The sequence below is a fragment of the Rhodococcus sp. PAE-6 genome (assembly GCF_025290685.1).
GTDB lineage: Bacteria > Actinomycetota > Actinomycetes > Mycobacteriales > Mycobacteriaceae > Rhodococcus > Rhodococcus pyridinivorans.
In genome coordinates this window covers 236,226-255,394 of record NZ_JAOCLZ010000009.1, presented here as the reverse complement: position 1 = coordinate 255,394, position 19,169 = coordinate 236,226, and the positions used below count along the sequence as shown (strand labels likewise).

At 63.4% G+C, this 19,169-nt stretch carries 16 protein-coding genes and 1 pseudogene; 4 read left to right on the top strand and 13 right to left on the bottom strand.

From position 1 onward, the window contains the following. Positions 1 to 62 precede the first annotated feature (62 nt). The 9 genes and pseudogenes from istB to NVV99_RS18660 form a co-directional block, all read right to left on the bottom strand. Positions 63 to 902, bottom strand: a complete 840-nt coding sequence (gene istB, locus NVV99_RS18700) for an IS21-like element helper ATPase IstB (RefSeq protein ID WP_029547323.1) — start codon at positions 900 to 902, stop codon at positions 63 to 65. Further along, positions 899 to 2,254 (bottom strand): helix-turn-helix domain-containing protein, encoded by a 1,356-nt coding sequence (locus NVV99_RS18695; RefSeq protein ID WP_029547324.1) that lies wholly within the window; start codon positions 2,252 to 2,254, stop codon positions 899 to 901. Before NVV99_RS18695 ends, istB begins: the two co-directional genes overlap by 4 nt. 906 nt (positions 2,255 to 3,160) lie before the next feature. Further along, complete coding sequence (locus NVV99_RS18690) at positions 3,161 to 3,286, bottom strand: hypothetical protein (RefSeq protein WP_260782999.1); 126 nt, start codon at positions 3,284 to 3,286, stop codon at positions 3,161 to 3,163. Between the two features lie 149 nt (positions 3,287 to 3,435). Continuing rightward, a pseudogene (locus NVV99_RS18685) lies at positions 3,436 to 3,504 on the bottom strand (hypothetical protein); the annotation flags it as partial. A 63-nt stretch (positions 3,505 to 3,567) separates the two neighbouring features. Further along, positions 3,568 to 4,449 carry a hypothetical protein gene (locus NVV99_RS18680; RefSeq protein ID WP_260782998.1) on the bottom strand — a complete coding sequence of 294 codons (882 nt, stop codon included), beginning with the start codon at positions 4,447 to 4,449 and terminating at the stop codon, positions 3,568 to 3,570. 310 nt (positions 4,450 to 4,759) lie between these two features. After that, positions 4,760 to 7,861 (bottom strand): type I restriction endonuclease subunit R, encoded by a 3,102-nt coding sequence (locus NVV99_RS18675; protein ID WP_260782997.1) that lies wholly within the window; start codon positions 7,859 to 7,861, stop codon positions 4,760 to 4,762. Next, positions 7,861 to 8,661 carry a GIY-YIG nuclease family protein gene (locus NVV99_RS18670; protein ID WP_260782996.1) on the bottom strand — a complete coding sequence of 267 codons (801 nt, stop codon included), beginning with the start codon at positions 8,659 to 8,661 and terminating at the stop codon, positions 7,861 to 7,863. Before NVV99_RS18670 ends, NVV99_RS18675 begins: the two co-directional genes overlap by 1 nt. A 101-nt stretch (positions 8,662 to 8,762) precedes the next feature. Further along, positions 8,763 to 9,623: a restriction endonuclease subunit S gene (locus NVV99_RS18665; RefSeq protein WP_260782995.1), complete on the bottom strand. Its 861-nt coding sequence runs from the start codon at positions 9,621 to 9,623 to the stop codon at positions 8,763 to 8,765. A gap of 440 nt (positions 9,624 to 10,063) precedes the next feature. Continuing rightward, positions 10,064 to 12,040, bottom strand: a complete 1,977-nt coding sequence (locus NVV99_RS18660; RefSeq protein ID WP_260782994.1) for a class I SAM-dependent DNA methyltransferase — start codon at positions 12,038 to 12,040, stop codon at positions 10,064 to 10,066. A gap of 266 nt (positions 12,041 to 12,306) precedes the next feature. Here NVV99_RS18660 and NVV99_RS27125 point away from each other — a divergent pair, with 266 nt between their 5' ends. Further along, positions 12,307 to 12,867 carry a hypothetical protein gene (locus tag NVV99_RS27125; RefSeq protein WP_313906252.1) on the top strand — a complete coding sequence of 187 codons (561 nt, stop codon included), beginning with the start codon at positions 12,307 to 12,309 and terminating at the stop codon, positions 12,865 to 12,867. Positions 12,868 to 12,920: 53 nt separating this feature from the next. Here NVV99_RS27125 and NVV99_RS18650 read toward each other — a convergent pair whose 3' ends face one another. Next, positions 12,921 to 13,322, bottom strand: a complete 402-nt coding sequence (locus NVV99_RS18650; protein WP_260782993.1) for a helix-turn-helix domain-containing protein — start codon at positions 13,320 to 13,322, stop codon at positions 12,921 to 12,923. Positions 13,323 to 13,764: 442 nt separating this feature from the next. Continuing rightward, positions 13,765 to 14,379, bottom strand: coding sequence for a recombinase family protein (locus NVV99_RS18645; protein ID WP_260782992.1), 615 nt, complete (start codon positions 14,377 to 14,379; stop codon positions 13,765 to 13,767). Positions 14,380 to 14,625: 246 nt separating this feature from the next. Between NVV99_RS18645 and NVV99_RS18640 the strand changes: the two genes are divergently transcribed. Both NVV99_RS18640 and NVV99_RS18635 read left to right on the top strand, forming a co-directional pair. Beyond that, positions 14,626 to 15,579 carry a hypothetical protein gene (locus NVV99_RS18640; protein ID WP_260782991.1) on the top strand — a complete coding sequence of 318 codons (954 nt, stop codon included), beginning with the start codon at positions 14,626 to 14,628 and terminating at the stop codon, positions 15,577 to 15,579. Further along, a complete protein-coding gene (locus NVV99_RS18635) occupies positions 15,566 to 16,360 on the top strand; it encodes an HIRAN domain-containing protein (protein ID WP_260782990.1) in 795 nt (264 codons plus the stop codon). The genes NVV99_RS18640 and NVV99_RS18635 overlap by 14 nt, the downstream gene beginning before the upstream one ends. Positions 16,361 to 16,405: 45 nt before the next feature. Here NVV99_RS18635 and NVV99_RS18630 read toward each other — a convergent pair whose 3' ends face one another. Continuing rightward, positions 16,406 to 16,984: a hypothetical protein gene (locus NVV99_RS18630; protein WP_260782989.1), complete on the bottom strand. Its 579-nt coding sequence runs from the start codon at positions 16,982 to 16,984 to the stop codon at positions 16,406 to 16,408. A gap of 883 nt (positions 16,985 to 17,867) precedes the next feature. Here NVV99_RS18630 and NVV99_RS18625 point away from each other — a divergent pair. Beyond that, on the top strand, positions 17,868 to 18,182 hold the full coding sequence (locus tag NVV99_RS18625; RefSeq protein WP_260782988.1) for a hypothetical protein: 315 nt from the start codon (positions 17,868 to 17,870) through the stop codon (positions 18,180 to 18,182). A 137-nt stretch (positions 18,183 to 18,319) separates the two neighbouring features. Here NVV99_RS18625 and NVV99_RS18620 read toward each other — a convergent pair whose 3' ends face one another. Continuing rightward, positions 18,320 to 18,928 (bottom strand): hypothetical protein, encoded by a 609-nt coding sequence (locus tag NVV99_RS18620; protein ID WP_260782987.1) that lies wholly within the window; start codon positions 18,926 to 18,928, stop codon positions 18,320 to 18,322. Positions 18,929 to 19,169 lie beyond the last annotated feature (241 nt).

Below are 19,169 nucleotides of genomic sequence, written 5' to 3'. Positions count from 1 at the left end.
TGATGAGGCTCATCGAAAGTGCTCAACTGTGCTCGGTGGAAGTGCCCACCCGTGAGCAGGGTTCACTGTAGCGGTTGCCGGGTGCCGGTGGTGGCCTGTCGGAGCTTTTCGGCTCGGGCGTGGTGGTCGCGCAGGCGGTAGGAGTCGCCGTCGAGATTGAGGACCACGGAGCGGTGCAGGAGCCGGTCGAGCATCGCGGCGGCGACGGTGGTGTCGCCGAGGACCTCGCCCCATTCGCCGACGCCGCGGTTGGTGGTGATGACGATCGAGGTTTTCAGATATCGTTGCGCCACAACTTGAAACAACGCGGATGCGGCCTCGCCGGGCAGCGGTAGGTAGCCGAGTTCGTCGATCACCAGCAGCGTGGGTCCGGCGTAGAACCGCATCGTCGTCGCCCATCGGCCCTCGATCGCGGCGCGGTGGCAGCGGGCTGCGAGGTCGGCGGCGGTGGTGAAGTAGGTGCGGTAGCCGGCGTGCGCGGCGGCCCGGGCGAGCCCGACCGACAGGTGTGTCTTGCCGACTCCGGGCGGGCCGATGAGCAGGACGTTCGTCGCGGTTTCGAGGAACCGGCAGGTGCCCAGCTCGGCGATCAGCGCCCGGTCGAGGCCGGGCGCGGCGTCGTAGTCGAAGTCCTCGAGTGAGGCCGGGGTGGGCAGGCACGCGAACCGCAGCCGCCCGGACAGGCGCCTGGCTTCGGTGGCGTCGACCTCGATCGAGAGCAGCTGTTCGAGGGTGGCGGTCATCGACAGGCCCTGTTTCTGCGCCCGGTCGAGGACCGACGGCAGGGCTTCGGCGGCGTCGTGCAGCTTGAGCGTCGCCAGGTGTCCGCGCAGGCGCTGGTAGAGGCTCGTGGCCTGCGGGGTGGTGGCGATGGGGGTGTCGGAGGCGGGCGTGGTGGTCATGCGAGGGTGTTCCTTCCACGGGCAGCGCGCTCGTAGGCGGCCAGGTCGGTGACCGTCGACCGCGCCGTGATCGACGTCGATTCGGAGTCGGTTGTGTTGTTGCGCAATGCTTCTGCCGCAGCGAGGGCGTCGGGTCCGGGTGGGATGCGTTCCTTGCGGCGGTGCGGCCGGCCACCGGTGGCGGCGCCGGCCATCGCGGCCTGTTCGAGGGCGTGGACGTGGCCGTGGTCGCGGACCACGACCCCGGCCCCGTCCGGGGCGAGGCGGTGCCGGGCGACGGTGATCTGCGAGGCGGTGACGATGTCGATCACCTCGCCGCCGAGGACCCGGGTGACGGCGACCTGCGCCGACGCCAGCTCCGGGGGCACCGAGTAGCGGTTGCCGCGGTAGGGCACCAATGCCTGCCGGGAGACGGTCCGCGGTTCGCGCAGCACCACCGGATACGGGCTCGCCGGCACCGGCGTCAACGGTTCGCGGGCGGCGACGGTCAGCACCGAGGCCTTGCCGTCGGCGGTGGCCCGCAGCCGGGAATCGGCGCGCAGGCTGCAGAACCTGTCCACGCTCGCCTGGGCCTGCTCGACGGTGATCTCGTCCGCCACACTTCGCCACCACCTTTGTGCGGCAGTGTGATTGGCCTTCTCGACCACCCCTTTGCGGTTCCCGGACCGCGGTGGGCAGATCGCGACCGTCACGCCGTAGTGCTTGGCGACGCCGGCGAACGTGGCGGTGACCTTCCCGCTGTCGGGGTGAGCGACCGTGGCCATCCGATCGAACCGCCAGGTGCGGGTCAGGCCGCCGAGCTTGCGACAGACGCGGTCGAGGCCGTCGATCAGATGCGGCTGGGTCATCGCCGGGGCGAGCACCCCGCGCCAGCGTCCCGAATGCGCCAACGAGCCGACCAGCAGATACGCGGTCTTGCCCCAGCCCCACGACGCGGGTGGGTCCGGCAGCTCGACCCAGTCCCACTGGGTTTCCTCCCCCGGCGGGTGCTCGATCACCGCGTTCGGGCGCTCCGTGGCGCCCGCGCAGGATGGGCAGACCGGGCGCAGGTTGCGGGTGCGGATCTGGCGGGTCAGCGTCTGATACGACGCGGTGTAGCCGAGGTCTTCGAGTTCGTCGCACAAGGTCCGCGCCCACAGGTGCGGGTCCTCGCGCAGCCGGGCCGTCACGTAGTCGACGAACGGCTCGAACGGGTCCTCACCGGCCCGTTTGCGCACGCCCGGCGTGGTGACGCCATTGATGTAGTTGCGGATGGTGCGCCGGTTGCGGCCGGTGTGCCGGGCGATCGCCGAGATCGTCCAGCCTCGCTTGTGCAGTGCGTGTATTTCCACATCGTCCTCCCATGTCAACATGAGAAAGCGGGTCTCCTTCGAGGTGCTGGTGCGTGGTCAGAGACCACCAGCATCGAAGGAGACCCGCCCTCATCGGCGGAGCCACACGGGTGAGCACTTACGGTGAGCAGGACTGGGCATTTTCAATGAGCGCCATCATGGCCACATCGCAGGGATTGAACACGTTGTGGAGCACTTGCTCGCTACCGCCACCTGGAGCGATTCGGGTGACCGAACCAGGACCTACTCCCGTTCCCGAGAGGGAACTTCCCGACGTGTAAAAGATGGTGCCGTCGTTGGCAAGCGCAATGCCGTTACCGCCTCCCCGGGCTGGGACAGCGACGCCCCACGAAGTTCCATCCGCGCCGATGTAAGTGATTCGAGCGCCGCCGGTCCGGAGTCCCACAAGCACCATGGTGTTGCCGTGGTCATCAACCGCAACGTCGCGTGCGCGCTCACCTCCCGTAAGCGTCAGGATTGTGGATTGTGTATAGGTAACCGTTGCGTCCTGGGCGTGGGCTGTGGAAATGCTCGCGGATGCGATCGCGACAGCGACCGCCGTGCACAGCAACAACTTCCCCATGCCATGTACAGCCATTCAGATATTCTCCCCTTGATGAGTTGTCCGGCTCTGAACCTCCTCGTGGATTGTCGCCGTTGTTACGCGACATGTGGGGGACGCTGACGCAATGATGTTGTCCGGGAGCGTCGCGCGGGCTGCGAAATCCGCGGCGATCTCGGTGACAACATGCTCGCTGTACCTACTCACCGTGCGGGTGCGGCAATGGCAACCGCACGTTCGGTCATTTCGTCCCGCCGGCGGTTTGCCCCGCACTTACAGCGCCAGCCGCGGCCCTTCGATGTCGGTTGCGATGTCGAGGGTGCCGAAATCGAGCATCTGCCATGCAGGCCACTCGTCGTCGGAAGTCACGAGCCACCCGCCGGCCCGACCAGACGCTTGAGATCGCGCGCCGCCGTGTCGAGGTGCGCCCGCACCGAGTACCGCGCCGAGAGTTCGCCGCGGCCCGAACCCGACCGGATGACGACAGCCACCTCAAGCACACCCTCGACCTCGAGCGACCTCGAGGGCCGCTGACAACGATCGCGACGCACCCTGCGCCACGGTGGACAGATGGGCCCAGGCCAGGCGTCGTTCGTCGTCGTGTCCGTTCATGCGACACCCCGATGCCGAAGTCGAGTGCTGCAGCGACGTGCGTCGCCGAGGGCGAATCAGAACCGCCGAGGTCGGTCAACGTCCACGCGACCCGCAGTGCACGCCAAAGGCTGAACTGGCTCCTGACAGTTATGGACTCGCCCTCATATCACCCGACTAACTACCCCTGAGAAGGCTGTTCTGGGCACCTCGGAGCCACCTCTTGGCCCCGGTGCCTTTGCAACGCTCGAAAGGTCGTGTCGACGTACCAGTTGCCTACCTTTGTGCACGGAGTCCGGCTCTCGACGCTGGTGCTCGCTTCAACGTGCAGGACGTTGTCGTCGTCGAGGAATTGAAACCATCGCGCGTCCGCCGACAGGGTGTATCCGACATACTGCGATCCGTCGGTCAGCTTGATTGCTTCGGTGGGTAGCCACGGCCCAACGCTCGCGGTCAGACATGTTAGGACGGCAAGACCTATCGCCTCCGTCGCTTTGAGGCGGTAGCTCCTCGGACCGACCTTACGCTGAGCGCGCCAGATTTGAGCAGCCACAACCATGAGGGACGCTATCGAAGCCACTGTCGTCAAGATAGTCATGCCAGTGAGCGAAACCAGTAGAAGTGTGACGACAAACGCCGGTAGCAACGCCGGCATTGCAGGCCGCTCCTCCTTGCGGGTGATTCGCCAGCGGTCAATTAGTAGGACTATGCCCCAGAACATGAGGACTGGAATCACGGGCAACACCGTCGCGAGGACGATTCGGAGGATATCGATGCTGGCGAGGAGCGCCCTCATAACCTCGGTGTCTCCACGCGACACATAGATCAACCGGAAACACACAAGCACTAGCGGGAGGAGGCCTAACGCCCACAGGGGGTTGTCGCGGACCGTTTGGATAAGGCTGCTACTGACGGTCGTCGTGCGAGGCCATCTCGGCGAGAAAGGCTCTTTAGGTGCAGCTTCGGTATCGCTCGCTTCGGCGTCAGGCCGCTGGTCGTCGCGCATTTCGGAGGTCCGCTCGTCGCCGCCGTCGTCCGGCGTCTGGTCTGTGTCGACAGTCACGCGCGGAATCTACGCGAGACGACCGACGCGCCGCCGCACCGACTGTCCGTCGAGCATCGCCAAGAGATACAGGCTCAGCTCGACGACGATCGCGACCGGCAGACCCACGAGCTGTTCGCCGAGAACGATGCCTTCCAGTCGGAGGGCACGGTTGCGGGTTCGCTCTCCATCAGCCGCCGGGACGCCGAGGACCGGTTGCAGAGACTGGTCGAACGCGGAGTTATCGGCCGCAAACCCAGCGGCTACGGGACCTACAACCGGCACTATGCCATCGACTGACTCTCACCCGGACACCTGCAGGCGGACAGTGCTAAGCGACATCCTTCAGCCGCCGGTAGACGGCCGGTAACAACGCCTCCAGCAGCTTCTGCGACAGGCCCTGGTTGTTGAGTATCTGGGCGGACAGGTCCGCCGACGAGTCCATCGCGCCGATCACCGCGGCGAGGAACTCGCTGTGCAGATCGGGGCTTGCCGAGAACTGCTGCATGGTGTTGTTCTGCGCCTGCTGCTGCAACGTCTCGGATTCTTCGAGCCGGTCCCGGATGTGGGTGACCACGTTGCGCACGCTCGAGTCGGGGTGATCGCCGTCGAACAGATCGTTGATCTTCTCGATGACTTCCTCGAGGGCCACCATCTCCGGATCACGCACCGTCCCGGTCCCGGCCTCCTTGGCCGGTGCAAGGGCGACGTCGCCGGTGAGCTTGCCGTCGGTGGTGGCCTGCTCGTGCTGGGCGATGTAATCGAAGTTCACGGTGGACAGGTCGATCTCGTGATTGAGCTGCTCACGGGTGATCTGCGGGGCGAGGTGGCGCAGATAGATCGACAGCTTCTCGAGCGACGGGTCCTCGTAGTCGACGATCTGGGACAGGAAGTCGTATTGGCGCAGGAACGTGCCCACGTCCTTGCGGAACATCTTGAGCTCGTCGAGCGCGACGGTGTCCCCGGCCTCGGTGGCGGTGCGTTCCCGGTCGCGGAACCGATCCCTCGCGGGCGTGATCCACTTGGTCAGCGCGTTGTTGCCCTTGTCGGCGAGGTAGTCGGCGACCAGGCCGTCGACCTCGGAGTCGAGGTAGATTCCGGCGGCGTCGAGCTTGGCCATCGTGGTGTGCACGATGTTCGGGTCGGTGACATCGGCGAGGGTGGTGGCCTGGTAGTACGGCTCGAACGCCTCGACGATCTCCTCGGCGGTGTTGGCGAAGTCCAGCACGAAGGTCTGGTCCTTGCCCGGGGCGGTGCGGTTGAGCCGCGAGAGGGTTTGCACCGTGGCGACGCCGGAGAGCTTCTTGTCGACGTACATCGCCACCAGCAGCGGCTGGTCGAACCCGGTCTGGAACTTGTTCGCCACCAACATCACCTGGTACTCGTCGGTGGCGAACGCCTCCCGTAGATCGCGTCCCTTTAGACCCGGGTTCATCGACGTCTCGGTGGCCTTCTCGACGCCCGAGTCGAGGTCGGTGACGTCACCGGAGAACGCCACAAGCGCGGCGACGTCTGTGTAACCGTGGTCGGCAACGTAGGTGTCGAACGCTTTCTTGTACCGCACCGCAGCTTTGCGCGACGAGGTCACCACCATGGCCTTGGCGCGTCCGTCGAGTCGCCAGGCGACGTTGCTGCGGAAGTGTTCGACGATGATTCCGACCTTTTGGGAGATGTTCGTCGGGTGCAACTTGACCCAGTTCATCACCGACTTGATCGCGGCCTGCTTGTCGACCAGGTCCCCCTCGGTGCTGCCGGTGACCGCGACGGTGCCGGCGGCCGCCGTGGTCTCCGACTCGTAGGAACGGCCGTTGTGGGTGAGCCGGAACGCGGTCTTGTAGGGAGTGTAGTTCTTGAGCACGTCGAGGATGAAGCCCTCCTCGATCGCCTGCTGCATTGAGTACAGGTGGAACGGCTGTGGCGTGCCGTCCGGGCCTTTCCGGCCAAACAGTTCGAGGGTCTTGTTCTTCGGGGTGGCGGTGAACGCGAAGAACGACAGGTTCTTCGCCTGCGCCCGTGCAGTCATCTCCGCCGCCAGGACATCCTCGGCATCTACGGTGCCGCCGTCGGCTAGTTCCTCGATCTCCGTGGCCGTCAGGGCCGATTTCAGCCGCTTGGAGGCTTCCCCAGCCTGCGACGAGTGCGCCTCGTCGGCGATGATCGCGAAGTTCTTCCCCTTCAGTTTGGCCTGGTTGCGGATCAGCTCGAGCGCGTAGGGGAAGGTCTGGATGGTGACAATGATGATCTTGGTGCGGCCCTTGAGGGCGTCGGCGAGCAGCTGAGACTTCGAGCCGCCCAGCCCGTCGATGTGCGCCACCACACCGGGAGTGCGATCAATTTGCCGGATCGCCTCCTGCAACTGCGCATCGAGAACGTTGCGGTCGGTGATGACGATGACCGAGTCGAACACCGCCGAGCTTTCCTCGTCGTGCAGCACGGACAGCTGGTGCGCGAGCCACGAGATGCTGTTGGTCTTGCCAGAACCGGCGGAGTGCTGGATCAGATAACGGTGTCCCGGTCCCTCGGTGCGGGCCGCGTCGATCAACTTCGTGACTGCCTCCCACTGGTGGAAGCGCGGGAACAGCATCGTCTGCTTGCGGCTCTTTTTCCCCGAGACCCGGTCGATCTTCTCGGTGATCTGCAGGTGTATGAACCGCCCGAGGATGTCGAGCCAGGTGTCGCGCTGCAGGATCGTTTCCCACAGGTACTCAGTCGGTGAGCCGTCCGGGTTCGGTGGATTGCCAGCGTGCCCATTGTTCCCTCGATTGAACGGCAGAAAGACCGTGTCCTTGCCGGCGAGCTTGGTGGTCATCAGCACTTCGTTGTTGGATACGGCGAAGTGCACCAGGGCGCGGGAGCCGAACGTCAGCAGCGGCTCGCCCTTCGGCTGCCGATTGTGCTTGTACTGCAGCACGGCATCGGTGATGCTTTGCGTGAAGTCGGTCTTGAGTTCGGCGCTCGCCACCGGGATGCCGTTGACGAAGAACACCAGGTCGATGCTGTTGTTGTGCTTCGTTGAGTAGTGCACCTGCCGCATGACTCGCAGTCGTACCGCCTCGTACCGTGTCGCGGTCGTCACGGTGCGGGAGGTGTTGGGCCGGAACTGGCACATTGAGAACTGGGCGTTGAGGTCCTTGAACCCGCGCCGAAGCACCGACAGGGTGCCGCCGTTGGCCTTCGGATCGGCGTCCAGGGTCTTCACCAGGGTAGTGAGCACGCCCTGTCGAGCCTTCGTCAGCGCTTCTCCGGTCACATCCGGCTTGACCCGCTTCGCGAGCTGCTCCGGTTGCGTGTCGGTCAGCCATCCGAACACGTCCTCCGGGAACAGCGCGAGGTCCCGGTCGTAGCCGGCGTCGGTCGGCGAGTACAGCCAGCCGTGCGCGGCCAGGTACTCGCAGAGCTCCGTCTCAAAAGCAGACTCGTGATGCTGGGCCATCAGCTCTCCAATCCCCCTGTAGTGGCGGCCAACGTCTGCGCTTCCAGATCATTGATCGACAGCCCGTCGGCATTGCGCCAACTGATTCGTCCGTTGTTGCTCCCTCCAACGACCACGCTCCCGGCAGCGGACGGGCTGGAGAACAAGTGATCCTTGAGAAACACCAGTTCAGTGGCACTCAACCGGATTATCCCGTCAGCTTGTAGCGCATCGCGCTGCCGACCTATGCTGGCCGGAGCGGACGGTCGTAGCTCGGGGCGACCCCTGGAACCGGCGAGCACGAGCAGCCCTTCCGGAGTCTGGTAGCCGGTCGCATCGCACTGGCGCTCCCGGAAAAACAGCCTCACCGGTTCCGCCTCCGAACTTAGGTCGACGGCGGACTCAAGCGGACGTCGTTGGACCGGTTCGAGTACCGGAGCACCGAGTGTGGCAAGTAGCACAGCTATGGTCTCCAAAAACTCTTGACAATCGGCCTCCAGGGGTTCAGGAGTGTGCGGATTAGAGGCCTGATTGCCATTGAGCAGGACGTACCGGTCCGCGGAGAGGGCCCGGTTGAGCGAGAGCCACTCCAGGTAGGCGACATGGGTTGAGGTCCACTCGTTGGTCAGTGAGACCGCGACAAGTGCCTTCGTCCAGAAGTCCTTCGTCCCGGTGTGCTGCTGCAACCGCACACCGACATTCCCGGACTGCCCGATGTAACACCGTGCCGTCTCGTCCTCCCCCGCCCCGATAAGGTAATAGACCCCCACTTGTCCCGCCTCGGGCCGCTTCAGGAACTCGCTGAGGAGCGAGCGGGGCACCTCGAATACCCGGACCGTACGCGTGGTCAGATTCGCCACTCGAAGCCCGGCTGGATCGCCTGAAGGAAGATATATCTGGATCGTCTGCGCCCTACCCATTCCTAGGCGACCGCCTGCCGCACGTCGATCCTGCCGGTCACTGCCGCAGTGATCAGTGCCGAACGGTACTCGCGCATTGTCTCGATCACTTCAGTGGCCTTGGCGACAAGTGCGTCGATCTTGGCGCAGCGATTTTCCAGGAAGTCCACGATTCGACGCTGCTCGGAGACGGGGGGAAGAGCAATCACGAAGGATCGCAGGCTCGCTTTCGACAGCTTCTGCATACTGGCGCTGGTACCGACCCTCCACGCTGCAACCTGGGTCCGGTAGACCGGAGTCTGCGTCCACCGGTGCAGGAATCGAGGGTCGATGCCCCTGACAGAGACAGACCACAACAGGTCCGAAAGGTAGAGGTTAGGGACATCGCCGCCAACATAACCGGCTGAACCGACAAGCTCGGGCGTATTCGCTCGATTGACGATCAACGTTCCTGCACGAACAGGGCAAGATACGCGATGAGCCTCTTCTGGAAGGACTGCCTTGTTCGCCTCTGGGGAAAAGACCCCAGACGAAACGCAGCTCGTCTTGAGCACGCCGAGGGCAGGAGACTCGGCGGGAGTATCCATTCCGTTCACGCTAGTGCCTGAATCGATAGCCTTCAGCACATCTTTTAGACGACGAATGTGCCAGTGAGAAGGCATCGGTCCGAGCCAGACGTTTCCCGAATCCTCGACCGTGACCGCAGGGTCGAGGCCTTGGGTGACGACCTGGGTGATCGTGGCGGTGCGGTCCTCGCGCAGGGTGGCGATGAGCTGTTCCTGTTTGCCGATTAGCGCATCGATCTTGGTGGTCTCGCGATCGAGGAATTTAGCGATGGCGGACTGTTCATGACGCGGAGGCACGGCAAGGGTGATCTGCTTCATGGCCGAGTATCTGGTGGACCATAGGTCAGCGACGATTCCGCTTCCGAATCGGTAGTACTCCTCCTGGAACGCTCTACTTCGAAGCAAGTGATGTACGAAGCTGGGCTCGATGTCCCTAGGCTCAAGGACCGTCGAGATCACGGACACGCTGCCATCTCGATCTGAGATCCCGGCAGATCCCTTTCGGTCAGACCGGCTGTTGATGACAAAGTCGCCAGCGAGTACCAGCTTGCGGTTCTCGGGATTGTCGGTCTTCGCGGCGGTCTCAAGCTGTGGGACGATTCCCTCCTTCGTCACCGATAGCGGTGCGTAGTCAGTGTCACTGACCGTTGACTTCCGCTCGATAAAGTGGAAACCGAGTGGGCGAAGCTGCCAATGCGTGGGGACATCCCCGAGCCATTGCTCGTCCGAGCTCCGATAAGCGTCGTACGCAGGCCAATTCACGCCCCGACCTCCATGAGCATGGCCTGGATCTCGGTCACAAGACCGCGAAGGTCCTTTTGAATGTCTTCTAGCGGCCGAGGCGGAACATAGCGATAGAAGTGCCGGGTGAAGGGTATCTCGTAACCGATCTTGGTCTTGTCGTGGTCGATCCATGCTTCCGGTAAGTGCGGCAGCACCTCGCGGGCGAAGTACTCCTCGATATCCTCCGTCAGCGGCACATTCTCCGTGTCGCGCAACGCCGGGTCCGGCTCGGGTCCGCCCTTGGCGTTGGTGACGATGTCTGCCTCGGGATCGTGCTCACCGAGGGTCGACCAGATGGTCTTCACCAGCGGAGCACCGGGTCGGCTGATCCCGGAGTCACGCAGAGCACCTTTGAGTTCCTCGACGAAGGTGTCCCGGTCCGTCCACGTCCAGCCTAGGAGGGTCTTGAGTGCCTTGCGGATCGCGGCCCGCTCGCCGTCGTTAAGTTTGGCAATGCTCTTCTGGGAGAGGACCTGCTCGATCCCGTCCTCGGTCGGTTCGAATCGCAGTTGGAGAGGGCGTTCGACGGTGATGGTGACGTAGCCGAACTCTTCGCCTCGGAACACCTTTGAGCGGGCGGGGTGAGTGTCGGTGCCCTTCTCGTTGCGGTACCGGTCGTAGAGTTTGCAGATACGCTCGATGTCCTCGGGTCGCAGGTACTTGCGCTTGGAGCCGAGGGCCTTGCGCATCTTGCCGAACATGTCGACGGCGTTGATCAACTGGACCTTGCCGCGACGCTGCTCGGGCTTGTTGTTGTCGAGAATCCAGATGTACGTGCTGATGCCCGTGTTGTAGAACATGTCCGTCGGCAGCGCAATGATGGCGTCAAGCAGGTCGTTCTCGATGATCCACTGCCGGATGTTGGACTCCCCCGACCCGGCTCCGCCCGTGAACAGCGGCGAGCCGTTGAGCACGATCGCCAGCCGACTGCCCCCTTGGCCGTTCTTCACCGGCTGCATCTTCGAGATCAGATGCAGCAAGAACAGCAGCGACCCATCCGAGACCCGCGGCAAACCCGGGCCAAAGCGCCCTGCGAAGCCGCGCTGCTCGTGCTCGTCGGTGACCGTCTTCTGCTGGGTCTTCCACTCCACGCCGAACGGCGGATTGGACAGCAGGTAGTCGAAGTGCCGTCCGGACTGCCCATCGTCGGTGAGGGTGTCACCGAGGTAGATGTTGTCGACGTCCTGACCCTTGATGATCATGTCGGACTTGCACATCGCGTACGAGCGCGGGTTGATCTCCTGCCCGTACAGCACCGGGCGGGCACTGTGGTTCATCTCGACGAGGTGGTCGTAAGCGGTCGAGAGCATCCCGCCGGTGCCCGCGGCGGGATCGTAGATGGTGCGCACAGTGCCGGGCTTGGTCAGTGCATCGTCGGCGGTGTGGAACAAGATGTCGACCATCAGCGCGATCACTTCTCGCGGGGTGAAGTGGTCACCGGCCTGGGCATTGTTCGATTCGGCGAACTTGCGGATGAGCTCTTCGAAGATGTAACCCATGTCGTGCCCGGAGACGACCTTCGGATGTAGATCGACGGCCGCGAATTCTTTGACGATGAGATACAACCGGTCCGACTTCTGTAGGTCGGCGAGCAGGTCGGGCATCCGGAAGCCCTCGAACACGTCGCGCACGTTTGGCGAGAACTGCTCGATGTAATCGATCAGGTTGTCGGCGACGCCCTCTGGGTCGGACACCAGCGAGGCGAAGGTCCAACGCGATGTGTTGTAGAACGGGAGCTTGAACTTGGTCTTCAGCACCACGCCGGGGTCGACCTTGAGCCCTTGCAGCTTCTTGTACTCGGCGAGGACCTGGTCCTTGGTGGGCTCAAGGATGCAGTCGAGCCGGCGCAGGATCGTGAACGGCAAGATCACGTCACCGTATTGGTTTGGCTGATAGGGGCCGCGCAGCAGGTTCGCGATGTTCCAGATCAAGTCGGCATTGGTCTTCGCCATAGTGGGTGCAGATCTCCTCGTTGGTCGGTGGAGACGAAGTTACCCCGACCGAGGGATGAGCTCGAGCAGGCTGCACGGTTCGCCCTTAAACGGTGTTGTCGTCGATCGAGGTGCCGCGTTACATGCAAGTGTTTCGGGGTCTGCTTGGCTTAGGGTCTCGCCAACTGCCCGCGGGGTTTGCATCCTTCGAGTCGTCAATCGCCCTGTCGGTGTCCTGCCGTAACCTCGCCGCGACCAACTCGCTCGCCGACGAGAGGATTTCGCCCGTGGCAGACATTGACCGCCTGCGATTCCTGTTCGAGGAACCCGAGGAGCCTCCAGCACCGGAACGTCTGCCGTCGCTGATGCAACGCCACGCACTCACGGGTGCTCGAGGAACGGGGGCCGTGCTTGTCGCTCTCGCGACCCTCAGCGGGGTCACCGTCGCCACCATCGTGGACAACCGCGCCGGTCTCGTCGCGATCGTCCTCGGGATTCTCGCGCTCGTCATAACCTGGCTAATCAGGACTTGGGTAGCCACCGAGCGAGAGCTGCAAGAGGAAACATTGGCGAGCGCCGGTTTCAGGATTCGTGCCCGCCACTACGCGGGCTACTACGAGACTCCAAATGGCATGGGGACGTTGCCCGGTTTTCGTTCGCGCTTCCATGGCGGCGATGGAGGTCACGGGGGTGACGGCGGCATCGTCGGGGGCAACGGCACCGCAAACGGCGGCAACGGTGGTCACGGTGGGTGGCCAGGCGGAGCGGGTGGCGCGGGAGGACGCGGCGGATTCGTCGACGGCGACGGCGACGCCAACGGTGGTTACGGCGGTGACGGCGGGCCCTGACAACTTCCGCAGAAGCTGCCGCTCGAGACCTGCACCGAGGCGCTCCCCCGAGCTCAGCGTGAGTGGTAACCCTTGTGAGAGTTCGCCGCGATGAAGTCGGCGATCTGGTCGCGGGTGATGTACCTGCGGCTGCCGACCATGACGTGCTCGATCTCGCCCGTGATAACCAGCTGATATAGCGACGAATAGGACAGACCAAGGTACTTCCCGGCCGCTTTGAGCGAGAGCATGTAGGAGCCGTCGCGCTGATTGAGTTGCGGCGGGTAGTCGCCTCCACTCATGGGGCTGACGGCCTCGACGATACCCATTCCGGTGTCGACGGTCGCCCATTGGCCGAGGAAGCCGTACGGCCGGTCCAGTTCATTCTGGATTTTCCTGATGACGTCTTCCTCGGTGGTAGCTCGAACGTATCGTTCGGCAGTTTGTACCCGGCTGACGATGACCTTGTATCGCATCGGAATATCCTTGAGGTGAGCTGGGATCGTACGGCGAGATTGACGGTCAGTCTTTGGGCGAGGCCGGGTTGCCTGTTCTGGCTGTCGCCGTGGTGGCCGGTCGGGTTTCGCGAGCGGAACCGGAGGAGGCGTACGAACTCGTGTCGTGGAGTGGGGATAACGCCCGTGCTCGACATAGTGACGTCCGTCGGCGGTCAAGCTCGCGTCCCACCCATCGACCTCCTGTACGGGACACAACGACGAGTCGGCGGTTCACCAGTGCCGTAGCTACCGTTTTGTGCCGCTGATCGGGCCATCTGCCGTCAGGGCATCCGTCCCTGACCCATCTGAGGACCTCTAGCTGCCGAGCGTCGAGTGGGTGGTCACGTAGTCCCATAGAACCGGGAAGTTAGCGGATCCAGCTCACGGATGGCGCACGTTCAGGAAACCGACACACATCTACCTACGGTTTACCCGCAGAGACGACTGACTGTGTATCGGATGCTTCGGCGAGCAACCGGTAGAGCGTTGCGCGGCTGACACCGAGATACTTGGCGATGTCCTTCCCGGTGTGCCCGTCTGCCTTCATTCTGCGCGCGGTGGCGATCACTTGGACGTCGTCGACTTTACGGGGCCGGCCAAATTTGGTGCCGTTCCTCCGTGCCGCCTCCCGCTTGAGGGCGGTACGCTCCTTGGCGAGTTCGCGCTCGAACTCGGCCATCGACGCGAGCACTCCGATAACCATACGTCCGGTGGCCGTCGACGAATCGATGCCATCCGAAGTCGACACAAGCGTGACACCCCGCTCCGTGAGGGCGCGCACGACCTCGAGGATGTGGAGCGTGTTGCGGCCGAGTCGGTCGAGTTTCCACACGACGACGGTGTCGCCGTCGCGCACATACTCGAGCATGGCGGCGAGCCCCGGCCGGTCGTCGCGGGCACCGGACATCTTGTCCTGGAAGGTCTTGGTAACACCGGCCGTGGCGAGAGCAGCCTCCTGCTGCTCGAGCGTCTGAGTCACGGTGGACACGCGGACGTACCCGATTCGGGTCCCTGTCGGGGCAACTGTCTCACTCATGCACCAAGTGTGTCTCAAATAGTCCATCTCGGCAATATTGAGACAAAAGATTGTGAGACGAACTTTTGAGACATCTCGACCTGGGGAAAGTCCTTCCCAGCAACCGCGTGGTCCGGGTGTCTCATTCAGAACACATTCGAGACACGTCAACCGCCCTGGCCCTGCGCAGAGACAATGGCCCGTCAGTGACGTCTCCCCACGGTCAGCGCTCCGCCCGATGAGCTTCTCATTAGAGTTCTCGTGGTGATGGGTACCTTCAACATCGTCGACCTCGGCGACTGGACTCGCGGGGAGAGTGACCCTGGCGGCGACGAGGCGAAGCGGTGGTTTCGAGCCGGAGATTGTTCGCCGTATGCAGGACGCTGGCTGTTTAAGCCCCGAACCGAGAAGACACTACCTTTGTCCAGGAAACGGCAGGCTCTCGGGGATGAACCCGACGTACTCGTCGGTGGCGAAGACTGGGCGGAGAAAATCTCCTACGAGCTTGCGAAATTGATACGCGTACCTGCCGCCGAGACTGAGCTTGCAACGGTGATCCGCAGCACCGATCGGCGGCGGGTCTGGGGTTCCATGAGCCGGGACATGCGACCGGCTGGCTGGTCGTGGGCTCCCGGTGCCCAGCTCCTGGCCGAGGTAGATCCAGAATTCGACGAACACTCTTGCGCTGGCCATACACCCGAAGCTGTACGGGACGTGCTTGCGGGCGTCGCCGGCCCCTATCAGACCGAGTACGCAACCTGGTCAGCGTTCGACGTCTTCGCCGGATATCTGCTACTCGATGCCTGGATTGGGAACACCGACCGCCACGCGCACAATTGGGGTGTGGTGCAGGACCCTCTCAGTGGCGACATCTACCTGGGGCCGAGTTTCGACCACGGCACTTCGCTTGCCAGCGGCGAAACCGAGGCCCGCCGTAGCGAGCGGGTCAGCAATGACGGAATCGATGCGTGGTGTGGACGAGGTCGGACCAAACGCTTCTATGCCGGCAACCCCATCGGGTTGGTCGAGCTCGCGAAACAAGCGCTTTCCCTGGCGAGGGACAGTGCTCGGCGGCACTGGATTGCTCAAATCAGGGAAGTGGACCTGGGGTTGTGTAACGATGCCATCAGCGCAGTTCCTGGATTGTCGGACCCCACCCGTAAGTTCGTTCAGACAGCCATCGACACCAACCGAAAGCGACTGTGTGATGCTCTCTACTGACCTCGCGCTGTCGTCGGCCTACGCCGATCCCACGACAAGCGCCTCGCGACTGATCGTCACCCGTCGGGACGCCATGGATCGCACGTATCGCGCGATTGGCTATCTGGACCGTCAACGTGAGGTTTCCGGCAATCACGTCTATACATTCTCCTACCTGGCGCAGGTCGCCGATCAAGAGCGGTTCGTGCCGATAATTGGCTTTCGGGACTTACACCGCCACTACCGATCCACAAGATTGTTTCCGTCGTTCTCGGAACGAGTCATGAGTGCGAAGCGACCGGATCGCCCGGAATACCTAGCCGCTCTCGACCTTGACGCCGATGCGGACGCCTGGGAGATTTTGTCGGCGTCTGGTGGGCATCGCGAGGGCGATCCGATTGAACTCGTATCCCTGCCTAGCTACGAGCCCACCACTGGTATGACGTCTGCACACTTCTTGGCCCATGGCGTGCGTTACTGCGACGACGAGGCGAGCGCATACCTCACCCAGTTGCAGCGCGGGCACAAGCTGACACTCCGGTTCGACCCCACCAACCCGAAAGACGCCAACGCAATACAAGTGGTGGATGGCTCGTTGTGCCTTGGATTCGTGCCAAGTCCGCTTCTCGACTACGTCCATTCGGTGGTCGACAGTGGAGCGTACGAGCTACGTGTTGTGCGGGCCAATCCGGCCGAGACACATCCCCACTTGCGCTTGCTACTGCACTTGCGGGGTCACTGTGAGGACTTCGTATTCGATGGTCCAGCGTGGCGATCCGCATCGGACTTACCGGCAAAGTGAGCAACTCGCCCTGGGGTCTCCACGCATGCCCCAGGGCGTGGTTTCTCAGGTGCCCAGCACGAACAAGGCTTTGTCCACGTCCCGCGGCACCCACCCCGCGTCCGTCGTGGCGTTCACTTTCTCGACGAGCTCGCACACTGCCGCCATGTATCGGCTGTAGTAGCCGGCCGGATCAGAGAATCCCAGGCCCACCAGTGCGGCTACCGCCCGGCGGTCGTAGACGGCCATCCGATTCGGTGCGCCGGCGGTCAACACGGTGGAGGCAACCGCCGCGCCGCGCTGACACCCGGGCAACTCGAGCAATGCCGATCTTGCTGCTTGTGCGGCCTCGGGAATCGTCCGATCGGTGTCCCTGGCGAGCTCGAAAGCTTCGGCGGTGATCGCTCGCACCTTCCGGTCCGGCCACTCGTTCAGCTCGCGCGTCCAGGCGGTGCTGAGGTTCAGCCGCTTCCACAGCATCAACGCACCGATGTCGGCTTTACCGATCGCCCCGTCCCGCTCGGTGCGTGCTTGGACCTCAAGCAGCACCTCGTCGTAGAAACTACCGCCCTCAAGGGTGGGGTAGCGCGAGTGCGCCTCTACAAGGGCCGCGACGAGGTCGCGCTGACCTGGGACCGGAGTCATACAGAGACACTACGCAATCACGGTCATCTAGTGCGGGTGAACCCCATACGGCGCTTGTGAACTGGTCTCGTCGGTTCACATTCCGGCTGCCCCGGCATACGACCCCGAGCATTGCACAGAGGTGGAGGACGTCGCGTCGGTATGTCCTGCAGTGAAACTGGGGCACTACGAACGGGTGCCGTACCTCGTCGACCATCGCGTCGGCCACTCGAAAGACCTCACCGCGTCGCGCGACGGCTTCTGCGGTACCCCTCACCTGAGCCCTCCGTAGGTGCAGGAACTCAATCGCGACCGCCACAACCTCGCCCTGCATGCGACGCCCTGCTCTCGGCGACAACAGCCGGCGACCCTGCACAGCCACGCGACACCGTAATCGCCCTCGTCGACGTGACTCTCATGGTTGTCTGGATCTACTTCGGTGATGCGCCGGCCGTACCATCCCGACCGATCGGAGGAGAGCAGTATGGATCCTGAGATCCCTGACCCCCGTGAGCCGCAGCCTCCTCGGCAAAGCCCGGACTCACGCACCCGCACGATCTGGATCTTGGGGACCGCTGTCGCGGTGTTGGCCGGTGTGCTCATCGTGGTGCTGAGCCTGTTTCTGCTCCGCGGTCAAGACCGCGACTCCGAGACCGCGGCACCTCCCCGAGCCGGTGGCGGCGAGGCCAGTACGACACAGGTGGGGCCCGCCCCACTCGACGGCGCTGAAGCGACCACCCCGCTACCCGCGACGACCGGACCCACCACTTCTACGCCGGTAACGGAAGAGGCATCGCCGGAAGGCTATCGATCGGAGTGGCCTGGCCCGAACTCTGTCGGACTCGCGCCGTCACCGGAGTTTCCGACTGCACTGCCACGGTGGACTTCGACAAGGTCATGGACGGTGCTGCCCCGCTACTTCACCGACTCGCCGTGGGAGAAAGCTCCTGGCCCGGACTATGCAGCTTTCCCCGCCACGATGAACGGTTGCGACTCGAGCCGGTTCCTGGTGCGTTGGCGAGCTGTCAACGATAACAGCCAGCTCGTCGCTTCCTACGTCGATGCCGTCGGCACGCCGGGAATGCAGGTCACCGGAAATGCCGGCTGGATGGACCTCGACCAGTGCCACACCCCCGCGTTCCAGCTCCTCGAGAACGTCGACGGATCGACTCTTACCGATGTGACGATCACAGTCCAGCAATACATACCGGCTCCCTGAGCCCTGTCACATAAGAGCGGACGGGCAGGTGCTTAGTGTTGCAGTTCGGCGACGAGGCTCGGTGCCGCTAGGGACGGCTTCATCAGACACAATCCCGAGTGCGGCAAGCTCTGCGCGACAACGAAAGATGGCCCACTTCAATCCTCGAGCTTGACAAGGATGTCGGCCCACATTGACCGGGGGACGGTCGAACGGACCGCATCGGCCAGCTGTCGAACCTGAAGCCTCAGTCCGGCGATGTCGGCATCGCCCTGCCTTGTATCCAGGATTGCCTGCAGCTTGGCGGCAGCGTTCATCGCCGTGTTCGCGTCCACATCCTCGCGCCCGGAAACTAAGGACTGGTAGCCCTTGACCATGAGCGTCTCGTAGAACGCCATCGGCGTGATCGCGGTGGCGACACCGTCGACGAAGTCGATGCCATTCTCTTTTGCACGCTGCTCGAGGATTTCGCGATAGGTCGCCTTCGCCACGTTCTGCACCGGGTAGTGGCGGGCGGCGTGCCGGCGTATCGAATCAACAGTGACGCGATCGGCCTCATCGACGCCGGCGTTGTCCTCGGCGATGGCGCGGTGAATTGCAGCGTAGGTCGCTCCCGCTGCCAACAGGTCGTTGACCTTCCGGCGCACGACATCGTTTCGGCAGACGCGGCAACGAGGCTCGAGATGGATCGCGAAGTCGTCACCGGTGGCACCGCCGGCGTCGAGCAGATCATCGGATGCATGGGACGTTTCCGCCAGGTCGGTCATCGCTGTCGCTCCTGAAAATCTGTATCAGCTCGAGCTCCGAGCTTTCACTCATTGTTGCAGCTCACTGCCGAGTTGTAAGGCCAGCGAAAACGAGACTCGGTGCTGGTCGATCTCTGCGCTGGAGCGGCACTTCCCAGCACTTACCCTGCGTGAGCGCCGACTCCTTTCGGGACTGCCCCGAGCGGGCCGTCGTGGATGTAAGTAGCTGAGATTTTGTCGAATCCGCGCCCGCGACCTCGTA

What these genes read in the sequence shown, in the direction of transcription:
- NVV99_RS18675 (WP_260782997.1), bottom strand. Translation starts at nt 7,861, where the DNA reads ATGGCCCAGCATCACGAGTCTGCTTTTGAGACGGAGCTCTGCGAGTAC.
- NVV99_RS18645 (WP_260782992.1), bottom strand. Translation starts at nt 14,379, where the DNA reads ATGAGTGAGACAGTTGCCCCGACAGGGACCCGAATCGGGTACGTCCGC.
- NVV99_RS18650 (WP_260782993.1), bottom strand. Translation starts at nt 13,322, where the DNA reads ATGCGATACAAGGTCATCGTCAGCCGGGTACAAACTGCCGAACGATAC.
- NVV99_RS18665 (WP_260782995.1), bottom strand. Translation starts at nt 9,623, where the DNA reads ATGAAGCAGATCACCCTTGCCGTGCCTCCGCGTCATGAACAGTCCGCC.
- NVV99_RS18620 (WP_260782987.1), bottom strand. Translation starts at nt 18,928, where the DNA reads ATGACCGACCTGGCGGAAACGTCCCATGCATCCGATGATCTGCTCGAC.
- NVV99_RS18640 (WP_260782991.1), top strand. Translation starts at nt 14,626, where the DNA reads ATGGGTACCTTCAACATCGTCGACCTCGGCGACTGGACTCGCGGGGAG.
- NVV99_RS18630 (WP_260782989.1), bottom strand. Translation starts at nt 16,984, where the DNA reads ATGACTCCGGTCCCAGGTCAGCGCGACCTCGTCGCGGCCCTTGTAGAG.
- NVV99_RS18660 (WP_260782994.1), bottom strand. Translation starts at nt 12,040, where the DNA reads ATGGCGAAGACCAATGCCGACTTGATCTGGAACATCGCGAACCTGCTG.
- NVV99_RS18695 (WP_029547324.1), bottom strand. Translation starts at nt 2,254, where the DNA reads ATGTTGACATGGGAGGACGATGTGGAAATACACGCACTGCACAAGCGA.
- istB (WP_029547323.1), bottom strand. Translation starts at nt 902, where the DNA reads ATGACCACCACGCCCGCCTCCGACACCCCCATCGCCACCACCCCGCAG.
- NVV99_RS18635 (WP_260782990.1), top strand. Translation starts at nt 15,566, where the DNA reads ATGCTCTCTACTGACCTCGCGCTGTCGTCGGCCTACGCCGATCCCACG.